Origin of the sequence: Nonomuraea sp. KM90, assembly GCF_052246675.1 — a bacterium.
In the GTDB taxonomy this organism is placed as follows: Bacteria; Actinomycetota; Actinomycetes; order Streptosporangiales; family Streptosporangiaceae; genus Nonomuraea.
In genome coordinates, this window is the sequence record NZ_JBQQCB010000009.1 from 15,709 (window position 1) to 32,841 (window position 17,133).

Below are 17,133 nucleotides of genomic sequence, written 5' to 3' on the forward strand. Positions count from 1 at the left end.
GGCGCGCCCGAGGTGGGCGCGCCCATGAAGGAGCCGGATCGGCCGGTCAGGCGACCGCGCGGAACGTGCGGAGTCCTTCGGCGGTCATGGCGCAGGGCTGCGCCCGCGTGAGCTCCCGCTCCGCGGCCCCGGCCGCCAGTTCGGGGCGGAACGCGGCGGCGCATCGCCGCAGCTCCGGGAGGGTGGTCACCGGGCGCCCGCCGAGGCGAACGGGATCGAGGCGGGCTCGTCCTGGGCGGGCCGCGCGGGGTGCCGCCACAGGCCCCGCTCGCGCAGGATGGGCAGGACGCCCTCGCCGAACCAGTACGCCTCCTCCAGGTGCGGATACCCGGACAGGACGAACTCGGTGAGCCCCAGGCGGTGATACTCCTCGATCCGGTCGGCCACCTCGGCGTGGCTGCCGACCAGCGCCGTGCCGGCCCCGCCGCGCACCAGGCCGACGCCCGCCCACAGGTTGGGGTAGATCTCCAGGTCGTCGCGCCGGCCGCCGTGCAGGGCGAGCATGCGCTTCTGCCCCTCCGACTCGCTGCGCCCCAGCCCGGCCTGCACCTTCGCGACGGTGGCCGGGTCGATGCCGTCGAGCAGCCTGGCGGCCTGCGCCCACGCCTGCTCGCTGGTGTCGCGGCTGATGACGTGCAGCCGGATGCCGTGCCTGAGCGTACGCCCCTCGGCCGCGGCCAGCCCGTTCACCCAGGCGATCTTCTCGGCCACGGCGGAGGGCACCTCACCCCAGGTGAGGTACGCGTCCGCGTGCCGCGCCGCCACCCGCCCCGCCGCGGGCGAGGAGCCGCCGAAGTACACGTCGGGCACCGGGTCGGGCAGCCGGTTGAGCCGGGCGCCCTCCACCTGGAGGTGCTCGCCGGCGAAGGTCACCGTCTCGCCCCGCCACAGCGAGCGCACGATGTGCAGGAACTCGCCGGTACGCGCGTAGCGGGCGTCCTTGTCCAGGAAGTCGCCGTACGCGCGCTGCTCGTGGCTCTCCCCGCCGGTCACCACGTTCAGCAGCAGCCGCTCGCGCGAGTGCCACTGGAACGTGGCCGCCATCTGCGCGGCCAGCGTGGGGGAGACCAGGCCGGGGCGGAAGGCCACCAGGAACTTCAGCCGCTCGGTCGTGTCGGCGAGCAGGGCGGTGGTCAGCCAGGCGTCCTCGCACCACGCGCCGGTGGGCGTCAGGGCGGCGACGAAGCCGACCTGCTCGGCCGCCTGCACGATCTGCCGCAGGTAGGACAGCGTGGCCGGGCGGGCACCGCCGGCCGACCCGGCGGGCAGTCCGTGGCCGCCGCCCACCACGTCGCGGCTGTCTCCGTACGTGGGCAGGAACCAGTGGAACGTGAGGGTCATCGTCTCTCCTAGAGCAGGCCGTGCCGGGGCGGGAACCGGCCGTCGAGTACGTACCGGCCGATGTGCTGGATCTTCCAGCGGGCCGGGTCGTGCAGGGTGTGCGTGCGCGCGTTGCGCCAGTGGCGGTGCAGGTTGAGCCCGTCGAGGCTGGACCGGGTGCCGCCGAGCTCGAAGATCGCGTTGCCCAGCTCCACCGCCACCGGGTCGGCGAACGCCTTGGCGGTGGCCACCGCGATCGAGACGGCGGCGGCCGACGCGTCGGTCAGGTCCCCCCGGGCGGGGTCCCCAGCGGCGTCCAGCGCCTCGCCGGCCGCGACGAGCAGCGCCTCGGCGGCGCGTACCTTGACGGCCAGCTCGCCGGCCCGCTGGATGACGAGCGGGTCGTCGGCCGCCCGCTCCTGCCCGCTCTCGAACCACGGCCTGGCCGTGGTCCGCATGAACGCCACGGCCTCCGCGAGCGCGCCCCCGGCGATGCCCACGTCGATCGCGGCGTGCAGGAGCTGCGCGAACGCGCCGTGCAGCTGCGGCCCGGTGAAGGTCAGGTGATGGGGGACCACCCGGTCCTCGGGGACGGCCACGTCCTCCAGGCGCACGGTGCCGCTCGCGGTGGTGCGCTGGCCCATGCCGTCCCAGTCGTCGACGACGGTCAGGCCGGGAGCGTCGCGCGGCACGTACGCCACGTGCAGCGTCCGGTCCTCGCGCCGGGCCAGGACGGGGATCCAGTGCGCGAACAGCGCGCCCGTGCTGTAGTGCTTGGTGCCGTTCAGCAGGAAGCCGCCGCCGGGCGCGGCCACCAGCGCGGTCCGGTGGTCCTGGACGTGCTTGGTGCCCGCCTCCGACTGGGCGTTGCCGAACCGCCTGCCGTCCAGGACCTCGCCGAAGAAGAACTTGCGCTGCACGTCCGTGCCCTGCTGCCTCAGCACGTTGACGTAGACGAAGTGGCTCTGCGGGATCTGTGCGATGTTGGGATCGGCGGCGGCCAGCAGCCGGAACACCTCGGTGATCGTGCGCGCGCTCACGTCGGCGCCGCCGTACGCGCGCGGCACGGTGATCGCGAGCAGGCCGGAGGCCGACAGCCGGTCCAGTTCGGGGCCGGGCAGCCGCCGCTCGGCGTCGCGGGCCCCGGCCTCCGCCGCGAACTCCCCGGCGAGTCCGCGGGCCGTCGCCAGCGCCTCGGCGTCGTCGGCGATCACGTGGGTCATGTTGTTTCGTCCGTTCTGCGTATGACGTTAGGGCTCACCGTAATTCCTGCAATGCAGGTAGGCAATACCTGTTAACGACATCACGTGCTTCCCGGGTGCCGCCTACCGGCGCGCCTGATCGCGCGCCCGCCACGGCGCCTGGTAGGCCCACTGCCAGGCCAGCTCGAGGGGCCCGCGCTCGAACCGGCGCAGCCACAACGACGACAGCACCATGAACGACCCGCAGATCGCCGCCCACGCCACCGGCACCCACCAGGGCCGCAGCCCGTCGAAGCGGGCGGCCGGCCCCAGGCCCCAGCCGTAGCAGAGCCCGCTCGCCGCCAGGTTCTGGAAGACGTAGCAGGACAGCGCCGTCCGGCCGACGCTCGTGAGCCCCCGGCGCAGCACGCCGGGGGAGCCCCGCATGCCGAGCACGATCGAGGTGATGAGCGCGAGCAGCCCCAGGGCGACCAGCGGCGCCAGGAGGTAGCGGTCCACCATGAACCAGGCCGGCCCGGCGAAGGAGGTGGCCAGGTTCAGCGGCACGCCGAGGCCCAGCCCGACGGCCATCAGCCGGCCGCGCAGGCGCGCGCCGCGCTCCTCGAACACCCCGGCGCGCAGCAGGCGGGCGCCGAGCAGGAACAGGACGATGCCCAGGGGCACGATGAAGACCAGCTCGGCGCGGAAGAGCACGGCGTTCTGCAGGCGGAGGTGCACCTGGTCGAGCCAGCCCGCGGGGTGCGCGGGCAGCGGGCCGCCCGCCGGGGCCGCCATCAGCGCCATGGTGACCAGGCCCACCACGGCCAGGTGCAGCGTCCCGGCCGCGACCATCCAGGCCGTGACCACGCGGTCGCTCCGGCCGATCAGGTACGCGACGATCATGGAGGTGAGCGCGTAACCCATCAGCACGTCGAACTCGAAGACCAGGACGTAGTGCAGGGCCCCCTCGACGAGGAGCAGCGCCGCCCGCCACAGGTAGCGCCCCGGCCAGGACATGCCCCGGCGCACCGCGCCGCGGTACTGCAGTTCGAGCCCGACCCCGAACAGCAGCGTCAGCAGCCCGAGGAACTTGCCGTTGGACAGGAACCGCAGGAACGTCTCCACCGCCCCGGCGTCCCCGCCGGAACTCAGGAACGCCGTGGGTCCGGCGGGATCGGTGAAGATCCAGATGTTGGTGCCCAGCGTGCCGATGATGGCCACGCCGCGCAGCACGTCGAGTGCGCCGATGCGTCTGTCCACACCGTCAACTCTGCTGGCGCGCGAGCCCGCCCCGATCATCCCGTGGAGCGAAATATCCGGTACATCGATCGATGTACGGCCTCAATACTTTGGTTGCGCGGGTGAAGGCCGCGGGGCGCTCTCACCGGCATCAGACCAGGCCGAACCGTAACGAGAGAAGAGGAGCCGCCGTGAGCGCGTACTTCGAGGCGCCCGACCCCTACGAGCCCGCGCCCGGCGACCCGCCCGCGGTCTTCCTGGCGGGTGGCATCACCGGGGTGGCGGACTGGCAGAGCGGGGCGGCCCGGGAGCTCGGCCGGCTCGGCGTGATCGTGCTCAACCCGCGCCGCCGCGACTTCCCCATGGGGGATCCGCGGCAGACGCCGGTCCAGATCGCCTGGGAGCACCGTCACCTGCACCTGCCGGGGGTGCTGACGATGTTCTGGTTCCCGCCGGGGGACAGCACGCAGCCGATCGCGCTGCTGGAGCTGGGGGCGGCGCTGGACAACCCGGCCCGGCGGATGGTGGTCGGGGCCGATCCGGGCTATCCGAGAGCGGCGGACGTGCGCTGGCAGACGCGGCTGGCCCGGCCCGGCGAGGTCGTGCACGCCACGCTCGGCGACACCCTGGCCGCCGTACGGGCCCGGCTCGCCGGGTGACCGGACGGGCGCCCCCCGACCCCCGCGAGGACGCCCGCCCGGGAGGACGCCCGCGAGGACGCCCGCCCGGGAGGACGCCCGCGAGGACGCCAGCCCGGGAGGACGCCCGGGAGGGGCGTTCTCCCGCTACGTCATGCCGGGACGCCGGCCTCCTTGGCGGCCCGCTCGATGGCCGACAGCTCGTCCTCGGTGAAGTCCAGGCGGTCCACCGCCGCCACGTTCGCCTCGAGCTGCTCCGGGCTGGAGGCGCCCACGAGCACCGAGGTGATCCGGGAGTCGCGCAGCGCCCAGGCCAGCGCGAGCTGGGCCACCGTCTGGCCGCGCGCGCCGGCCAGCTCCGCCAGCGCCCGTACGAACGCCAGCACCTGCGGCGTCACCCGGTCCGGCGTCAGGAAGCGCCCCTCGGCCGCCCGCGAGTCGGCCGGGATGCCGTTCAGGTACCGGTCGGTCAGCAGGCCCTGGGCCAGCGGCGAGTACACGACGCAGCCCACGCCCTCCTCCTCCAGCACGCCCAGCAGGGACGCCTCGATGCCGCGGTTGAGGAGGGAGTAGGACGGCTGGTGCACCAGGAGCGGGGTGCCGAGGCCGCGCAGGAGGCGGGCGGCCTCGGCGGTGCGCTCGGGGGAGAAGTTGGACACGCCGACGTAGAGGACGCGGCCGGTGCGGACCATGTGGTCGAGCGTGGCGACCTGCTCCTCCAGCGGCGTCTCGTCGTCGTCGCGGTGCAGGTAGAAGATGTCCACGTAGTCGAGGCCGAGCCGGGCCAGCGAGCGGTCGAGGGTGGCCAGCAGGTGCTTGCGCGAGTTGCCCTTGCCGTACGGGCCGTCCCACATGGGGTTGCTGCCCTTGGTGGTGACCACGGCCTCGTCGCGCAGCGACCGCGGGAAGATCCGCCCGAACGCGGACTCGGCGGCCCCGATCGGCGGGCCGTAGCGGTCGGCGATATCGAAATGGGTGATGCCGAGGTCGAGCGCCTTGTGCAGGATCGCGCGCTGGCTGTCGAGCGGCTTGCCCTCGCCGAAGTTGTGCCACAGGCCCAGCGAGACGGCGGGCAGGAGGAGTCCGCTGCGGCCGCACCTTCTGTACGGCTGGCGTTCGTAGTCCAAGGGGGACCTTCCGCAGAGATCGTAATGAAACGTTTTACGAACCCCAGTTAAGCACCTTCTCCACCTCGTCCGCCGCCGCCCTGGCCCCGCCGGCCGCCGCCAGCTCGCCGCGCATCCAGCCGAGCCGCTCGCGTACGCCCTCGTCGGCCGCCACCTGCTCCACCGCCTCCCACAGCGCGGCGCCGGTGAGCCCGTCGGGCGGCAGCGTACGGCCCAGGCCCAGCTCGGCGATGCGGTCGGCGTTGGCCCGCTGCTCGGCCATCTGCGGCACCGCCACCATCGGCACGCCGAAGTGCAGGCTCTCCATCGTGCTGCCCATCCCGGCGTGGGTGACGAACACCCGCGCGTGGCGCAGCACGGCGAGCTGTGGCGCGTGCCGGTGCACCGCCACGTTGGGCGGGATGGGGCCGAGCGCGCCGGGGTCCACGCCGCCGACCGCCAGCACGACGTGCCACGGCCGGCCCTCCGCGGCGCGCAGCACCGTACGGTAGAAGTCGGGCCGGTTGTTGTAGCCGGTGCCCAGCGAGACCAGCACCACCGGGAGGCCGTCGCCGGGTGGCTCCCACCCGCCCTGGAAGGCGCGCTCGGTCAGGGCCGGCCCGACGAACGCGTAGCCGTCGCCGAACGTCTCGCCCGCGTACTGGAAGGCGCGCGGCAGCAGCACCAGCCTGACCGCGGCCCGGTCGCCCCGCATGAACCCCTGCATGTCGCCCAGCCCCTCCGCGCGCAGGAGGCGGCGGAGCCGCAGCGCCATGCGCAGGAAGCCGAGGCTCAGCGGATTGAACGTCGTGTACTTCCGGTGCATCGACCAGTGGTCGTTGCCGACCAGGTTCGGCCAGGTCTCGACCGAGGGGACCCGCCAGCGCTCGGCCAGGATCCGACCCCACCAGCACAGCGGGCCGTCGTGCACCACCAGGTCGGGAGGCTCTCCGTCGCCGAGCTGGGCCAGCGCCGCCCTGGTCTCCTCCAGCAGCAGCCCCATCGCCCTGATCAGCTCCTTGCCGTGCATCTGCGGCACGTCGTCCACGTCCAGCGCGTCCCAGGTCGAGATCCAGGGGACGATCTCGGCGCCGGTCTCGGCCACGCGCTCCGCGTTGGCCTCGGTGGTGGCGTACGTGACCCGGTGACCGCGCCGGACGAGCTCCGCGGCCAGACCGAGGGTGGGGTTGACGTGTCCGGCCCCGATGGGGGCGAAGAACGCGATGGTTGCCATACCGCTGTATTATAATACGCCGGTATGAAAAAAGGAGGCCCATGCCGAAGAAGGTCGACCACGACGAGCGGCGCCGCCACATCGCCGAGGCCGTGCTGCGCATCGCCGGTCGCGACGGGCTCGACCAGGCCAGGCTGCGTGACGTCGCGGCCGAGGCGGGCATGTCGCTCGGCTCCGTGCAGCACTACTTCGCAGGCAAGGACGAGATGCTCCGCTACGTGGTCGGCTACCTGGGCGAGCGCGTCACCGAGCGGATCGTGGCAGGGATGTGCTCGGTCTCCGAGGCGTCCCCGGTGCGGGCGTTCCTGCTGTCGATGGCGGCCGAGATGCTGCCGCTGGACGATCGCCGCCGGGCCGAGCGCCGCGCGGGGCAGGCGTTCGCCGCCCGGGCCGTCGGCCTGCCCGAGCTGATCGGGGACCTGCGGGAGGGCAACCGCTGGCTGCACGACCGGGTCGCCGAGCTGATCGCCCAGGGGCAGCGGGACGGTGAGCTGCGGCCCGGGCTGGACGCCGGGCTCGAGTCCGTGGCGCTGCTCGCCATGATCGAGGGGCTGGCCGGCGACCTGCTGCTCGGCGTACGCGACCCCGGGCGGGCCCTCGAAGCCGTCCGCTATCACCTGGACCGGCTGGCCTCCTGACTTCTTTACTGTTCTGTACAGAATGCGGTAGCGTCCCCCATGGGCAGGCCACGAGAGTTCAGCGACCAGGCGGTCCTCGACGCCGCGATGGAGGTGTTCTGGGAGAAGGGCTACGAGGCCACCACCACCCAGGACCTGTGCGCCCGCACCGGGCTCGGCCGGGGCAGCCTCTACAACGCCTTCGGCAGCAAGCACCACCTGTACGAGGAGGCGATCCGCCGCTACGCCGCCACCAAGGCCGAGGCCCAGCTCGAACAGCTGGCCGGGTCCGGGTCCGTCAGGGACCGGCTGCGTGACCTGATGCTGGGCGTCATCGACGCCGACATGAACGACCCCGGCCGCCGGGGCTGCCTGGCCCTGAACGCCGCCACCGAGGCCGGCGGGCGCACCGGCGCCGTCGCGGGGCTGGTGCGGCGGCAGTTCGACGACCTGGAGCAGGCGATCCACCGGATGGTGCGGGTCGGCCAGGCCACGGGCGAGCTGTCGTCCGACCGGCCGGCGCTCCAGGTGGCGCGGGCGTTCCAGAGCGCCTACTACGGGCTGCGCGTGCTCGCCAAGGTCACCGACGACCGCGCTGTGCTGCTCGACGTCGTCGAGGGAGCCGTCGCCGCCCTCTGACCGGGTCCCCGCCGGGGCCCGGTTCTACTTCGCCCGCATTCTGTACCAACCTGTAAAGAAGGAATAGACGCTCATGAGACCGCTTGCCAAGGCCGGCGTGCCGTCGCTGATGGTGTGCGTGTTCGGCATCACGACGGGCGAGTTCGTCATCGCCGGGATCCTGCCGGACGTCGCCCACGACCTGGCCGTCTCCGTCCCGGCCGCCGGGTTGCTGGTGACGGCGTACGCCATCGGCATGATCGTCGGCGGGCCCGTGCTGACGGCGCTCACCGCCCGCTTCCCGCGCAAGCCGCTCATCATGATCCTGCTCGGGATCACGATCGCCGGGAACCTGGCCTCCGCGCTCGCCCCCTCCTACCCCGTGCTCTTCGCGGCCCGGGTCGTCACCGCCCTGGTCACCTCCACGTTCTTCGCCAACGCGATCGTCATCGCCGTCTCCACCGCCGCGCCGGGCAAGCAGGCGTCCACCGTCTCCAAGCTCGTCTTCGGCATGAACCTGGCGATGATCCTCGGAGCGCCGATCGGCACGTTCATCGGCAACGGGCACGGCTGGCGGGCCACGTTCCTGGCCGTCGCCGCGTGCTGCGCGGCCGGGTTCCTGCTCGTGCTGCGGCTGGTGCCGGACGTACGCGACGCCACGCCCGCCACCTCCGCCGTCGCCGAGCTGCGTGTCTTCCGCCGCCGCGACGTGCAGCTCGCCATCGCGGTCACCGCCGTGGCCAACGCGGGGCTGCTCATGGTGTTCACGTTCTTCGCGCCCCTGGTCACCGACGTCACCGGGTTCGCCGGCGGGGCGGTCGCCGTCCTGCTGCTGGTGTACGGGGTGGGCGCGGCGGTGGGCAACTTCCTGGGTGGCTGGCTGTCGGACCGCTCGCCGATGCGCTCGCAACTCGGGCTGCTGGCCGTGCTCGCCGTGGCGCTCGTGGGCATGTGGGCGGGCAGCGGGAGCATGGCGGTCACGGCGGTGATGGTGTTCGTGGTCGGGGCGCTCGGGTTCTCGGTCATCCCCGGCATGCAGGCCCGCGTGCTGGCCACGGCCGCGCAGGCACCCACCCTGGCCATGGCGGTGAACGCCTCCGCCTACCAGCTCGCCGCCGCCTTCGCCGCCTGGCTGGGCGGTGTCGTCATCGACGGGGGGCTCGGGCTGCGCGCTGTCTACCTGGCGGGGGCGGCGGTCACGGTCGCCGGCATCGCCGTGAGCACCTACGCCTGGCTCCACCCCCACACCACCACCGGTCCCGCCTCCGGCACGGGGTCCGCCGATGGGCCGGACACCACCGACGGTCCCGTCCCGGGCACGGGGCCCGCCGACGAGACCGGCGCCGGCAGCCAGGCGGAGCCGGCCCGACAGGGCTGACCCCGCCCCCGGGACGGGAGCCGCCACCGCGCAACCGCCCGGCGACGGTCCCAGGCCCCGACCCGGGGGACGGAGCCGGGGGTCGGGTCAGGCGGGGCCGGCGACGCCGATCAGGTTGCCCTCGGGGTCGGTGAACTGCCCGACCACGAGGTCCCCGCCCGGCGCCCGTTCCGGGCCCAGCAGGCGCGTGCCGCCGAGCCGCTCCGCCTCCCGCAGCGCGGCCTCCACGTCGGGGACGCCCACGTAGAACAGCACCCGCCGCTCGTACCCGGCCCCGCCCCCGACCCCGCCGTTGAGCCCGGTGGACGCCGCGCCCACGAACCCGTACGCGCCCGGCGCGGAGACCTTCTCGGTGGCCGCGTCCCCCGTCGCGAACTCCCACCCGAACAGCTCGCCGTAGTAGCCGCGCAGCCGCTCCGGCTCCTGGCCGATGATCTCGAAGTGCACCACTGGCAGTCCCATGATCCATCCTTTCCGGGAGCGCCCGCGGGTGGCCGCCCCCGGAACAGAGGTCGGAGCGGTCGCCCGGGCTTCGACATCCCAGGCACCCGTCCCCGATGCCCGCCACTCTTCCGCCACCCGCTTCGCGGGCACACAGAGATGGACGGCACCGGCGCGGGAGGATGGGATGGCCGACTCATCGATGGCCCGGTTCTACCAGGACCATGGATATCTGCTGGTCAAAGGGCTGATCGGCAAGGACGAGGCGAAGGCGTACCGCGAGGAGTGCCACGCGGTCCTGTCACGGTTGCGCCCGGCCGACCCGACGTGGGGGAGCGCCAGGCAGCTCGCCGGGCGCGCCACCGAGCTGCGGCACTGCCACGACGCGCAGTTCCACTCGGCGGCCTTCGCCCGGCTCATGGTCGATCCGCGCTTCACCGACGTGGCGGCGGCCGTGATGGGGTCGGAGAACGTCCAGCTCCACCACACCAAGATCTTCGTCAAGCCGGCCGAGAAGGGCTCGCCGTTCCCGCTGCACCAGGACGCCGCGCACTTCCCGCACACCCGCCACACGGTCGGCGCGGCCATCTTCCACTTCGACGACGCGCCCGAGGAGAAGGGCTGCGTACGCGTCGTGCCGGGCAGCCACAAGAGCGGGCCGCTGCCGCACGTGGAGGAGGGCGGCTGGCACCTGCCGCCGTCGGACTGGCCGCTGGAGGCGGCCGTGCCGGTCGAGGCCGAGGCGGGGGACGTGCTGTTCCTCGGCTACCTGACCGTCCACGGCTCCGGGGTGAACACTGCGGACGAGGCCAGGACGACGCTGCTCATCCAGTTCCGCGACCCCCTGGACCGGCCCGCCGACGACGTGCACCGCTCGCGGGGGCAGGGGATGATGCTGCGCGGCTTCGACCCGCTGGCCGGGCGATGAAGGGCTGGGCCGCGCTGGCCGCCGCCGTCGCGGTGCTGCTCGGCGGGTGCGGCCTGGCCCCGGCGGAGACGGGCCCCGGGGTGGCCGGGGCGCGGGTCGTGGCGCGGGAGAAGGCGGGGGAGCGGGGACAGGACCTCACCGTCCGGTCGCCGGCGCTCGGCCGCAACACCCCCGTACGCGTGCTGCTGCCGTCCGGCTGGACCCACGGCTCCGGGCCCTGGCCCGTGCTCTACCTGCTGCACGGCTGCTGCGGCGCCGGCCATCTCGGCTGGGTGGACGAGGGTGGTGCGGAGCGGCTCACGGCCGCGATGCCCGCCATCGTGGTGGTTCCCGAGGGCGGCCGGGTGGGGTTCTACTCCGACTGGTTACGCGGGCCGCGCTGGGAGACCTTCCACATCAAGGAGCTGATCCCGCTGATCGAGGCGGAGTTCGGCGCCGGCGCCGAGCGGGCGGTGGCCGGGCTGTCGATGGGCGGGCTCGGCGCGATGGGGTACGCCGCCCGCCACCCCGGCCTGTTCCGGGCCGCCGCGTCCTTCTCCGGCGTCCTCGACACCACCGGCGACCAGGCCGGGGTGCGCCGCCTGGTCCGCGAGAACGGCGACGACCCGGCGGCCCTCTGGGGCGACCCCGAGCGGGACCGGAAGGTGTGGGAGGCGCACAACCCCGCCCAGCTCGCCGGGCGGCTGGGCGGGATGCCGATCTACGTGTCGTGCGGCGACGGGCGGCCGGGCCCGCTGGATCCGCCGGGCGCGGCGGGCGACTACGAAGGGGCGCTGCTGGGCCAGGCCACGGTCTTCGCCGAGCGGGCGCGGGCGGCCGGGGCCCGGGTCACGACCGACTTCTACGGGGCGGGGACGCACACGTGGCCGTACTGGGAGCGGGCGCTGGAGCGGGCCCTGCCGATGCTGCGCGCGGCCATCGGCGCGTGACCGGCCCGCCCACCTCCAGGTGGCGTTGCTCGTCGCCGAGCTGCCGACCTCGCTGGTCAGGCTGTCGCCGGCGGGCTGATGGACGTCCCACCACACGGCGCCGCCCCTGGTGAGGGAGTCAGGGCGCCGAGGATCGTCATCATTCCGTTATCTTTCGGCTCGTATCGCCGCCCGCGATCCGCTCTCGTTAGGCCACAGAGGGAAGAACGGAGACGGCGAATGACCATCGACTACATCCCCGAACCGGCCAGAGCCGGCGAAGCCGAGAAGTTCGGGCCGCCCTGGCAAGGTGTCACCCTTCCCCGCGAGCTCCTGGACCGGCACGGGGCCAAGGTCCTCGACCCCTGGGCCGTCGGGCTGGACCCGGGCGAGCCCCGGCCCGACTCCACGGTCTACCGCGCGGACGTGCTCCTGATCCCGGGGCAGGTGCTGACCTCCCTGGCGGCGACGGACTGGATCGACTCGGCGCTGTCCGGCGTCGGGCTGAGGCTGTCGCCCGAGAGCGTCGAGCGGGCCCGTAACAGGCAGTACCCCGAGGAGACCGTCTGGGTGCCCGCGGTCCTGGAGATCGACGGCGAGAGCCGGGACGTCAGAGCCGACGCCTGGCCGGCCCTGCGGGCCGTGCGCAGGGCGCTGCGCGAGACGTCCGACGACCTGTCTTTCGCGCCGGGGCTCGCCGACATCTCGCTGGACCACCTGTTCGTGGGGTCGGCCACGAGCGGGATCGGCTCGCTCAACCTCGGTGGCGAGCCCGCCACCAGCGGGCACGCCGTGATCGACGAGCCGGGCGGGAGCACCCGTCACGGGTACGGCCGCGTCCCCCTGACGGTCGTGGCCGGGCCGCCGCGCCGCCGGTCGCTCGGAGAGCTCGGCGGGCCCCGGATCACCGTGGTCACGCTGGACACCGGCGTGGCCGCGCACCCCTGGTTCAAGCCGGTGACCGACCCGGACGCGTTCCTGACCGTCGACCCCGCCGGCCAGCAGCTCATCGAGGACACCCACCCCGCCTACGCCGGTCGCGACATCGCCAGGCTGGTCGGCTACGAGGACCTCGGCCACCTGCCCAACCCGCTGGTCGGCACGCTCAACTCGCACACCGGCCACGGCCTCATGCTGGCCGGCCTCATCGCGCAGATCGCGCCCGACGCCCGCGTCATGATGTACAAGGTCATGCACAGCGACGGCATCGTCCCCGGCGAGGCCGTGCACGCGGCGCTCGACCGCCTGCTGGAGCTGATGGACGCCGGCCAGGACGTGCACGTGCTGTGCTGCTCCTTCGGCGGCTTCGCGGAGACCGGCGACGCGGCCATGGCGGCGTTGTTCGCCAAGGTCAACCAGCTGCGGGCGCGCGGCGTGGTCGTGGTCAACGCCGCCGGCAACTACGCTACGACCAGGCCGTTCTACCTCGCCGCCCTCTCCGAGACGGCCGTCCCCGGGCCGCCGCTGGCACCCATGCTCGGCGTCGCCGCCAAGAACCCCGACGGCACGATCGCGATCTTCAGCAACGAGCACCCCGCCGTACGGTGGCGCGCCCCCGGCGCCATGGTCGTCAGCACCTTCCCGCCCCATTTCCGCGGCGCCCAGAACGCCATGCTCTCCACCGGCGATCGGGCCTCGCTGGACTGCGACGCCATGGGCCCGTTCTGCGGCTGGAGCGGCACGTCGTTCGCGGCCCCGATCGTCGCGGGAGCCGTCGCCGCCGAGCTCACCAAGACCATCGGGCAGGTGGCCGTCGATCCCGTCGAACGGGCCAGGACGGTCATCGACACGATGATCAACGACAAGGTCGCCCGGCCGGAAATCGTCCCGATCTGATGACTCGGGAACCCGCGACCGAGCGTCCGCCGAACCCGCGCGCCCAGCGCCGCGACCGGCTGGCCGCGCTGCTGATCGAGGCGCGGCAGGGCCACAGCGGCGCGCTCGACGCCATCGTCGCGGAGCTCACGCCCGTGCTCTGGCACACCGCCAGGAACCAGGGGCTGAGCCCGCAGGCCGCCGAGGACGTGATCCAGACGACGTGGCTGACCCTACTGCGTCATCTGCACGCCATCTCGGTGCCCGGCGCGCTGATCGAGTGGCTCGTCACCACGACCCGCCGCGAGGCGTGGCGGGTCAGTGCCGCCTCCCGCAAGGACGACCTGCCGGGAGACGACACGTTCGACGAGCTGCCCGACGGCGTGCTCACCCCCGACGAGCTCCTCGTGGACGACGAACGGCGGCGCGCCCTCTGGCACGCCGTCGAGAGCCTGCCCAAACGGTGCGCCGAGCTGCTCAGGATCATCGCCTTCGTGCCGCGCCCGCACTACGACGCGGTGGCCGCGGCGCTGGACATGCCGCTCGGCAGCATCGGGCCCACGCGCGGCCGGTGCTTCGCGAAACTGCGCCACGTGCTCGCGAAGGACCCGGATTGGAGTTCGTGATGAACACGGCAGAGGGGAGCAACTCTCCCCACGTCACCCCCGAGGACCAGGCCCTCGCCGAGGAGATCGCCGACGTCTACCGCATCGTCGATCCCGTCCCGGCGACGCTGGTCGAACGCCTGCAGTTCGCGCTGGCCCTGGAGTCGCCGGACTTCGCGGTCCTGCGGCCGTACGAGGACACCGTGCTCCCGGCCGGCGTCCGCGGCGGCGAGGACAGCCGGACGATCACCTTCGACAGCGAGATCGTCACCATCATGATCAGCGTGAGCGCCCGCGACGATCACGCCGTACGCGTGGACGGCTGGCTGGCGCCGCCCGCCGACCACCTGGTGGAGCTGCGCACCGGGGCGGGGGCGCACGTCGTCAGGGCCGACGATCAGGGCAGGTTCGTCCTCGACGTGGTGCCGAGAGGGCTGTCGCAACTCGTGGTGCGCCAGGGACTTGATGATCCGGCGCAGGCGACGATACTGGCGGTGACGCCCTCACTCATCCTCTGACCACCGCGAGGCGGGATGCGCGACAGCGAGCGTGCGGCGACGCTGCGCGAGCAGGTGGAGCGCCTGCACAGGCTCAGTGTCCAGGCGACCGACAACGGCCGCCCGGCGCTGGCCGCCCGCAGGCTCCGGCAGGGCCTCGAACTGCTCGGCAGGGGCCCGGCGGCCGGGAGCGGCGAGCCCGCCGGCGGCTACGACGACCTGCTCGCCCGCCTGCTGACCAGCCTCGCGCACGCCGAGGCCGAGCAGGGCAACTCCGGCCTCGGGATGGAGCTGCTCGACGAGGCCGCCCGCCGCGCGCCCCGCGCCGAGCTGGCCCTCGTGCACGCCCAGCGCGGCCTGCTGCACCTGCGCCTGGGCGCCGGCGCCGAGGCCCTGCGGGAGCTGGACATCGCCGCTCCCATGCTCCTCGAGACCGACCGCGTCGAGCTGGCCAGGGTGCTGCTCAACCGGTCGGTCCTGCACGCCACGACCGGCCGCGTCCGGCTGGCCAGGGACGACGCCCGCAGGAGCGCGCAGCTCGCGCAGGCCCACGGCCACCACGTGCTCGCGGCCAAGGCCCTGCACAACGACGGCTACTGCGACCTGCTGCTCGGGGACGTGCCGGCGGCGCTGCGCGTGTTCGCCCGGGTGGAGCGGCTCTACCAGGAGGTCAACCCCGGCTTCCTGCCCGTGCTCGCGCTCGACCGGGCGCGGGCGCTGCTCGCCGTGGGGCTGACCGACGAGGCCGGCCGCACGCTCGACCAGGCCATCGACGGGTTCCGCAGGCAGCGCCTGATGCAGGACTACGCCGAGGGCGAGCTGGCCAGGGCGCAGTGCGCGCTGGACGCGGGGCGGCACGCCGAGGCGCGGGACTGGGCCAGACGCGCGGAGACCCACTTCCGCCGCAGGGGAAGCACGGCGTGGGCGCTGCGCGCGACGCTCATGCGCCTGCGCTCGCAGCTGGCGCACGGCTCGGCGCCGGGATCCGTGGCCCGGCGCGCGGGCGAGCTGGCGGCGCGCCTGGCCGAGCTGGACATGCGCGACGACGCGGAGATGGCCCGGCTGGTCTCGGTCCGCGCGCTGATCGCCGCCGGCCGGGTCACCGAGGCCACCACCACCGCGGCGTCCGGCCAGGCATCCGGCGCCACGTCCCGGGGCGCGCCGCTCGACGTGCGTCTCATGCGGCACCTGACCGGGGCGGAGCTGGCCGGCGCGCACGGGCAGCGCGGCCTCGCCCTGCGCAAGGTACGCTCCGGGCTGGCCCTCATCCATTCCCATCGCGGCCGGCTGGGCAGCCTCGACCTGCTCACCGGCGTCGCCGCCCTGGGGGCCGACCTGGCCGCCCACGGCCTGCGGGCCGCGCTCGACGGCGGTTCGACGCGGCAGGTGTTCGCCTGGTCCGAGCGGTGCCGGGCGCAGGCGTTCCGGTTCCGGCCACCGCAGGCGCCCGAGGACGACCGGACCGCGGAGGCGCTGGCCGAGCTGCGCCAGCTCGCCCAGCAGATGCACGCCGACGAGGCCGCCGGCCACCGCCGGCCCGCCCTGCGCCGGCGGTGCCTGGAGCTGGAGCAGGTGATCAGGGAGCGCGGCTGGCAGCTTCCCGGGGTCGGCGAGCGGCTGGCCCCCGCCTCGGCGGCGGCCGTCGAGGCGGCGTTGGCCGCGGACGACCTCGCGCTGGTCAGCCTGCTCAACGTGGACGGCGGGCTGCTGGCGCTGGTGCTCGTCCGCGGGCGGTGCCACCTGCACCGGCTGAGCGCGTACGAACCGGTGGCGGAGGCCGCGCGGCGGCTGGCCGGGGACCTCAACGCGCAGGCGGGACGCAACCTGCGGCCCGCGCTGAAGGCGGTGATCGAGGCGTCCGTCCGGCGGCAGCTCGGCGTCATCACCGACGCGCTGAAGGCCCCGCTGCGGCAGGCGCTGTCCGCCGCCCGGGGGATCGTGCTCATCCCGACCATGGGCCTGTCCGCGGTGCCCTGGGGGCTGCTGCCCGACCTGCGCGGCCGGCCGCTGGTGGTGGCCCCGTCCGCGCTGGTCTGGCTGGCGGCCAGGCACGCCGGCGAGCCGTACGTGAGCGACGGCAGCTCCTCCGTCCTGGTCGCCGGGCCCGACCTGGAGCACGCCGAGCGGGAGGTCGAGCAGCTCGGCACCGTGCACCCGAAGGCACGCCGGCTCAGGGGCGAGCGGGCCACGGTGTCGGCCACCCTGGAGGCGCTCGACGGCGCGTCCTTCGCCCACTTCGCCGCCCACGGGCACCACGAGCGCGAGAACGTGCTCTTCTCCCGCCTCGACCTGGCCGACGGCCCGCTCATGGCCTACGACCTGCAGCTCCTCGACAAGGCGCCGGGGCACGTCGTGCTGTCGGCCTGCGACGTGGGGCAGGCGGTGGTCAGGGCGGGCGACGAGCAGCTGGGCTTCACCGCCGCGCTGCTCTACCTGGGCACGCCCACCGTGATCTCCAGCCTCACCCGCGTGCCCGACCACGTGGCCGAGCGGGTCATGATGGCCTACCACCGGCGCGTGGCCGACGGGGCGAGCCCGGCCGACGCGCTGGCGATGGCCTCGTTGGACGAGCCGGCCTCGACGTTCGTGTGCTTCGGCGCCGGCTGAA

Annotated in this window: 17 protein-coding genes; 10 read left to right on the forward strand and 7 right to left on the reverse strand. The window is 74.0% G+C overall.

Annotated features, from left to right (window positions below):
* Positions 1–46: 46 nt before the first annotated feature.
* The 4 genes from ACTWPW_RS12765 to ACTWPW_RS12780 form a co-directional block, all read right to left on the reverse strand.
* Complete coding sequence (locus ACTWPW_RS12765; RefSeq protein ID WP_375108698.1) at positions 47–190, reverse strand: hypothetical protein; 144 nt, start codon at positions 188–190, stop codon at positions 47–49.
* Positions 187–1,341, reverse strand: a complete 1,155-nt coding sequence (locus ACTWPW_RS12770; protein ID WP_375108697.1) for an LLM class flavin-dependent oxidoreductase — start codon at positions 1,339–1,341, stop codon at positions 187–189. The genes ACTWPW_RS12765 and ACTWPW_RS12770 overlap by 4 nt, the downstream gene beginning before the upstream one ends.
* A gap of 8 nt (positions 1,342–1,349) precedes the next feature.
* A complete protein-coding gene (locus tag ACTWPW_RS12775; RefSeq protein ID WP_443168826.1) occupies positions 1,350–2,543 on the reverse strand; it encodes an SfnB family sulfur acquisition oxidoreductase in 1,194 nt (397 codons plus the stop codon).
* Positions 2,544–2,645: 102 nt separating this feature from the next.
* Positions 2,646–3,761: a DUF418 domain-containing protein gene (locus tag ACTWPW_RS12780; protein ID WP_443168827.1), complete on the reverse strand. Its 1,116-nt coding sequence runs from the start codon at positions 3,759–3,761 to the stop codon at positions 2,646–2,648.
* Positions 3,762–3,931: 170 nt separating this feature from the next.
* Here ACTWPW_RS12780 and ACTWPW_RS12785 point away from each other — a divergent pair, with 170 nt between their 5' ends.
* Positions 3,932–4,399 carry a nucleoside 2-deoxyribosyltransferase domain-containing protein gene (locus tag ACTWPW_RS12785; protein WP_375108694.1) on the forward strand — a complete coding sequence of 156 codons (468 nt, stop codon included), beginning with the start codon at positions 3,932–3,934 and terminating at the stop codon, positions 4,397–4,399.
* Positions 4,400–4,530: 131 nt separating this feature from the next.
* Here ACTWPW_RS12785 and ACTWPW_RS12790 read toward each other — a convergent pair whose 3' ends face one another.
* A complete protein-coding gene (locus ACTWPW_RS12790; protein WP_375108693.1) occupies positions 4,531–5,505 on the reverse strand; it encodes an aldo/keto reductase in 975 nt (324 codons plus the stop codon).
* 34 nt (positions 5,506–5,539) lie between these two features.
* Positions 5,540–6,718 carry a macrolide family glycosyltransferase gene (locus ACTWPW_RS12795; protein WP_443168828.1) on the reverse strand — a complete coding sequence of 393 codons (1,179 nt, stop codon included), beginning with the start codon at positions 6,716–6,718 and terminating at the stop codon, positions 5,540–5,542.
* 41 nt (positions 6,719–6,759) lie between these two features.
* Here ACTWPW_RS12795 and ACTWPW_RS12800 point away from each other — a divergent pair, with 41 nt between their 5' ends.
* The 3 genes from ACTWPW_RS12800 to ACTWPW_RS12810 all read left to right on the forward strand — a co-directional run bounded on the left by ACTWPW_RS12800 (position 6,760) and on the right by ACTWPW_RS12810 (position 9,331).
* Complete coding sequence (locus ACTWPW_RS12800; RefSeq protein ID WP_443168829.1) at positions 6,760–7,356, forward strand: TetR/AcrR family transcriptional regulator; 597 nt, start codon at positions 6,760–6,762, stop codon at positions 7,354–7,356.
* A gap of 39 nt (positions 7,357–7,395) precedes the next feature.
* Positions 7,396–7,974, forward strand: coding sequence for a TetR/AcrR family transcriptional regulator (locus ACTWPW_RS12805; protein ID WP_375108690.1), 579 nt, complete (start codon positions 7,396–7,398; stop codon positions 7,972–7,974).
* A gap of 73 nt (positions 7,975–8,047) precedes the next feature.
* Positions 8,048–9,331: an MFS transporter gene (locus ACTWPW_RS12810; protein WP_443168830.1), complete on the forward strand. Its 1,284-nt coding sequence runs from the start codon at positions 8,048–8,050 to the stop codon at positions 9,329–9,331.
* Between the two features lie 87 nt (positions 9,332–9,418).
* Here the strand turns inward: ACTWPW_RS12810 and ACTWPW_RS12815 are convergent, their stop codons facing one another.
* Positions 9,419–9,793 (reverse strand): VOC family protein, encoded by a 375-nt coding sequence (locus ACTWPW_RS12815; RefSeq protein ID WP_443168831.1) that lies wholly within the window; start codon positions 9,791–9,793, stop codon positions 9,419–9,421.
* A 166-nt stretch (positions 9,794–9,959) separates the two neighbouring features.
* Between ACTWPW_RS12815 and ACTWPW_RS12820 the strand changes: the two genes are divergently transcribed.
* The 6 genes from ACTWPW_RS12820 to ACTWPW_RS12845 all read left to right on the forward strand — a co-directional run bounded on the left by ACTWPW_RS12820 (position 9,960) and on the right by ACTWPW_RS12845 (position 17,132).
* Positions 9,960–10,700: a phytanoyl-CoA dioxygenase family protein gene (locus tag ACTWPW_RS12820; protein ID WP_443168832.1), complete on the forward strand. Its 741-nt coding sequence runs from the start codon at positions 9,960–9,962 to the stop codon at positions 10,698–10,700.
* Entirely contained in the window at positions 10,697–11,629 is a 933-nt protein-coding gene (locus tag ACTWPW_RS12825) for an alpha/beta hydrolase (RefSeq protein ID WP_443168833.1), read from the forward strand. Before ACTWPW_RS12820 ends, ACTWPW_RS12825 begins: the two co-directional genes overlap by 4 nt.
* A gap of 219 nt (positions 11,630–11,848) precedes the next feature.
* The gene (locus ACTWPW_RS12830; protein ID WP_443168834.1) at positions 11,849–13,444 is read left to right on the forward strand and encodes a S8 family peptidase; all 1,596 of its coding nucleotides are present in this window, start codon (positions 11,849–11,851) and stop codon (positions 13,442–13,444) included.
* The gene (locus ACTWPW_RS12835; RefSeq protein WP_364134530.1) at positions 13,444–14,049 is read left to right on the forward strand and encodes an RNA polymerase sigma factor; all 606 of its coding nucleotides are present in this window, start codon (positions 13,444–13,446) and stop codon (positions 14,047–14,049) included. The genes ACTWPW_RS12830 and ACTWPW_RS12835 overlap by 1 nt, the downstream gene beginning before the upstream one ends.
* Positions 14,049–14,546 (forward strand): hypothetical protein, encoded by a 498-nt coding sequence (locus tag ACTWPW_RS12840; protein WP_375108685.1) that lies wholly within the window; start codon positions 14,049–14,051, stop codon positions 14,544–14,546. The genes ACTWPW_RS12835 and ACTWPW_RS12840 overlap by 1 nt, the downstream gene beginning before the upstream one ends.
* A 15-nt stretch (positions 14,547–14,561) precedes the next feature.
* Positions 14,562–17,132 carry a CHAT domain-containing protein gene (locus tag ACTWPW_RS12845; protein WP_443168835.1) on the forward strand — a complete coding sequence of 857 codons (2,571 nt, stop codon included), beginning with the start codon at positions 14,562–14,564 and terminating at the stop codon, positions 17,130–17,132.
* Position 17,133 lies beyond the last annotated feature (1 nt).

Coding starts and splice junctions, on each gene's coding strand:
- ACTWPW_RS12770 (WP_375108697.1), bottom strand. CDS start 1,341: ATGACCCTCACGTTCCACTGGTTCCTGCCCACGTACGGAGACAGCCGC.
- ACTWPW_RS12775 (WP_443168826.1), bottom strand. CDS start 2,543: ATGACCCACGTGATCGCCGACGACGCCGAGGCGCTGGCGACGGCCCGC.
- ACTWPW_RS12795 (WP_443168828.1), bottom strand. CDS start 6,718: ATGGCAACCATCGCGTTCTTCGCCCCCATCGGGGCCGGACACGTCAAC.
- ACTWPW_RS12800 (WP_443168829.1), top strand. CDS start 6,760: ATGCCGAAGAAGGTCGACCACGACGAGCGGCGCCGCCACATCGCCGAG.
- ACTWPW_RS12805 (WP_375108690.1), top strand. CDS start 7,396: ATGGGCAGGCCACGAGAGTTCAGCGACCAGGCGGTCCTCGACGCCGCG.
- ACTWPW_RS12810 (WP_443168830.1), top strand. CDS start 8,048: ATGAGACCGCTTGCCAAGGCCGGCGTGCCGTCGCTGATGGTGTGCGTG.
- ACTWPW_RS12815 (WP_443168831.1), bottom strand. CDS start 9,793: ATGGGACTGCCAGTGGTGCACTTCGAGATCATCGGCCAGGAGCCGGAG.
- ACTWPW_RS12820 (WP_443168832.1), top strand. CDS start 9,960: ATGGCCGACTCATCGATGGCCCGGTTCTACCAGGACCATGGATATCTG.
- ACTWPW_RS12825 (WP_443168833.1), top strand. CDS start 10,697: ATGAAGGGCTGGGCCGCGCTGGCCGCCGCCGTCGCGGTGCTGCTCGGC.
- ACTWPW_RS12830 (WP_443168834.1), top strand. CDS start 11,849: ATGACCATCGACTACATCCCCGAACCGGCCAGAGCCGGCGAAGCCGAG.
- ACTWPW_RS12835 (WP_364134530.1), top strand. CDS start 13,444: ATGACTCGGGAACCCGCGACCGAGCGTCCGCCGAACCCGCGCGCCCAG.
- ACTWPW_RS12840 (WP_375108685.1), top strand. CDS start 14,049: ATGAACACGGCAGAGGGGAGCAACTCTCCCCACGTCACCCCCGAGGAC.
- ACTWPW_RS12845 (WP_443168835.1), top strand. CDS start 14,562: ATGCGCGACAGCGAGCGTGCGGCGACGCTGCGCGAGCAGGTGGAGCGC.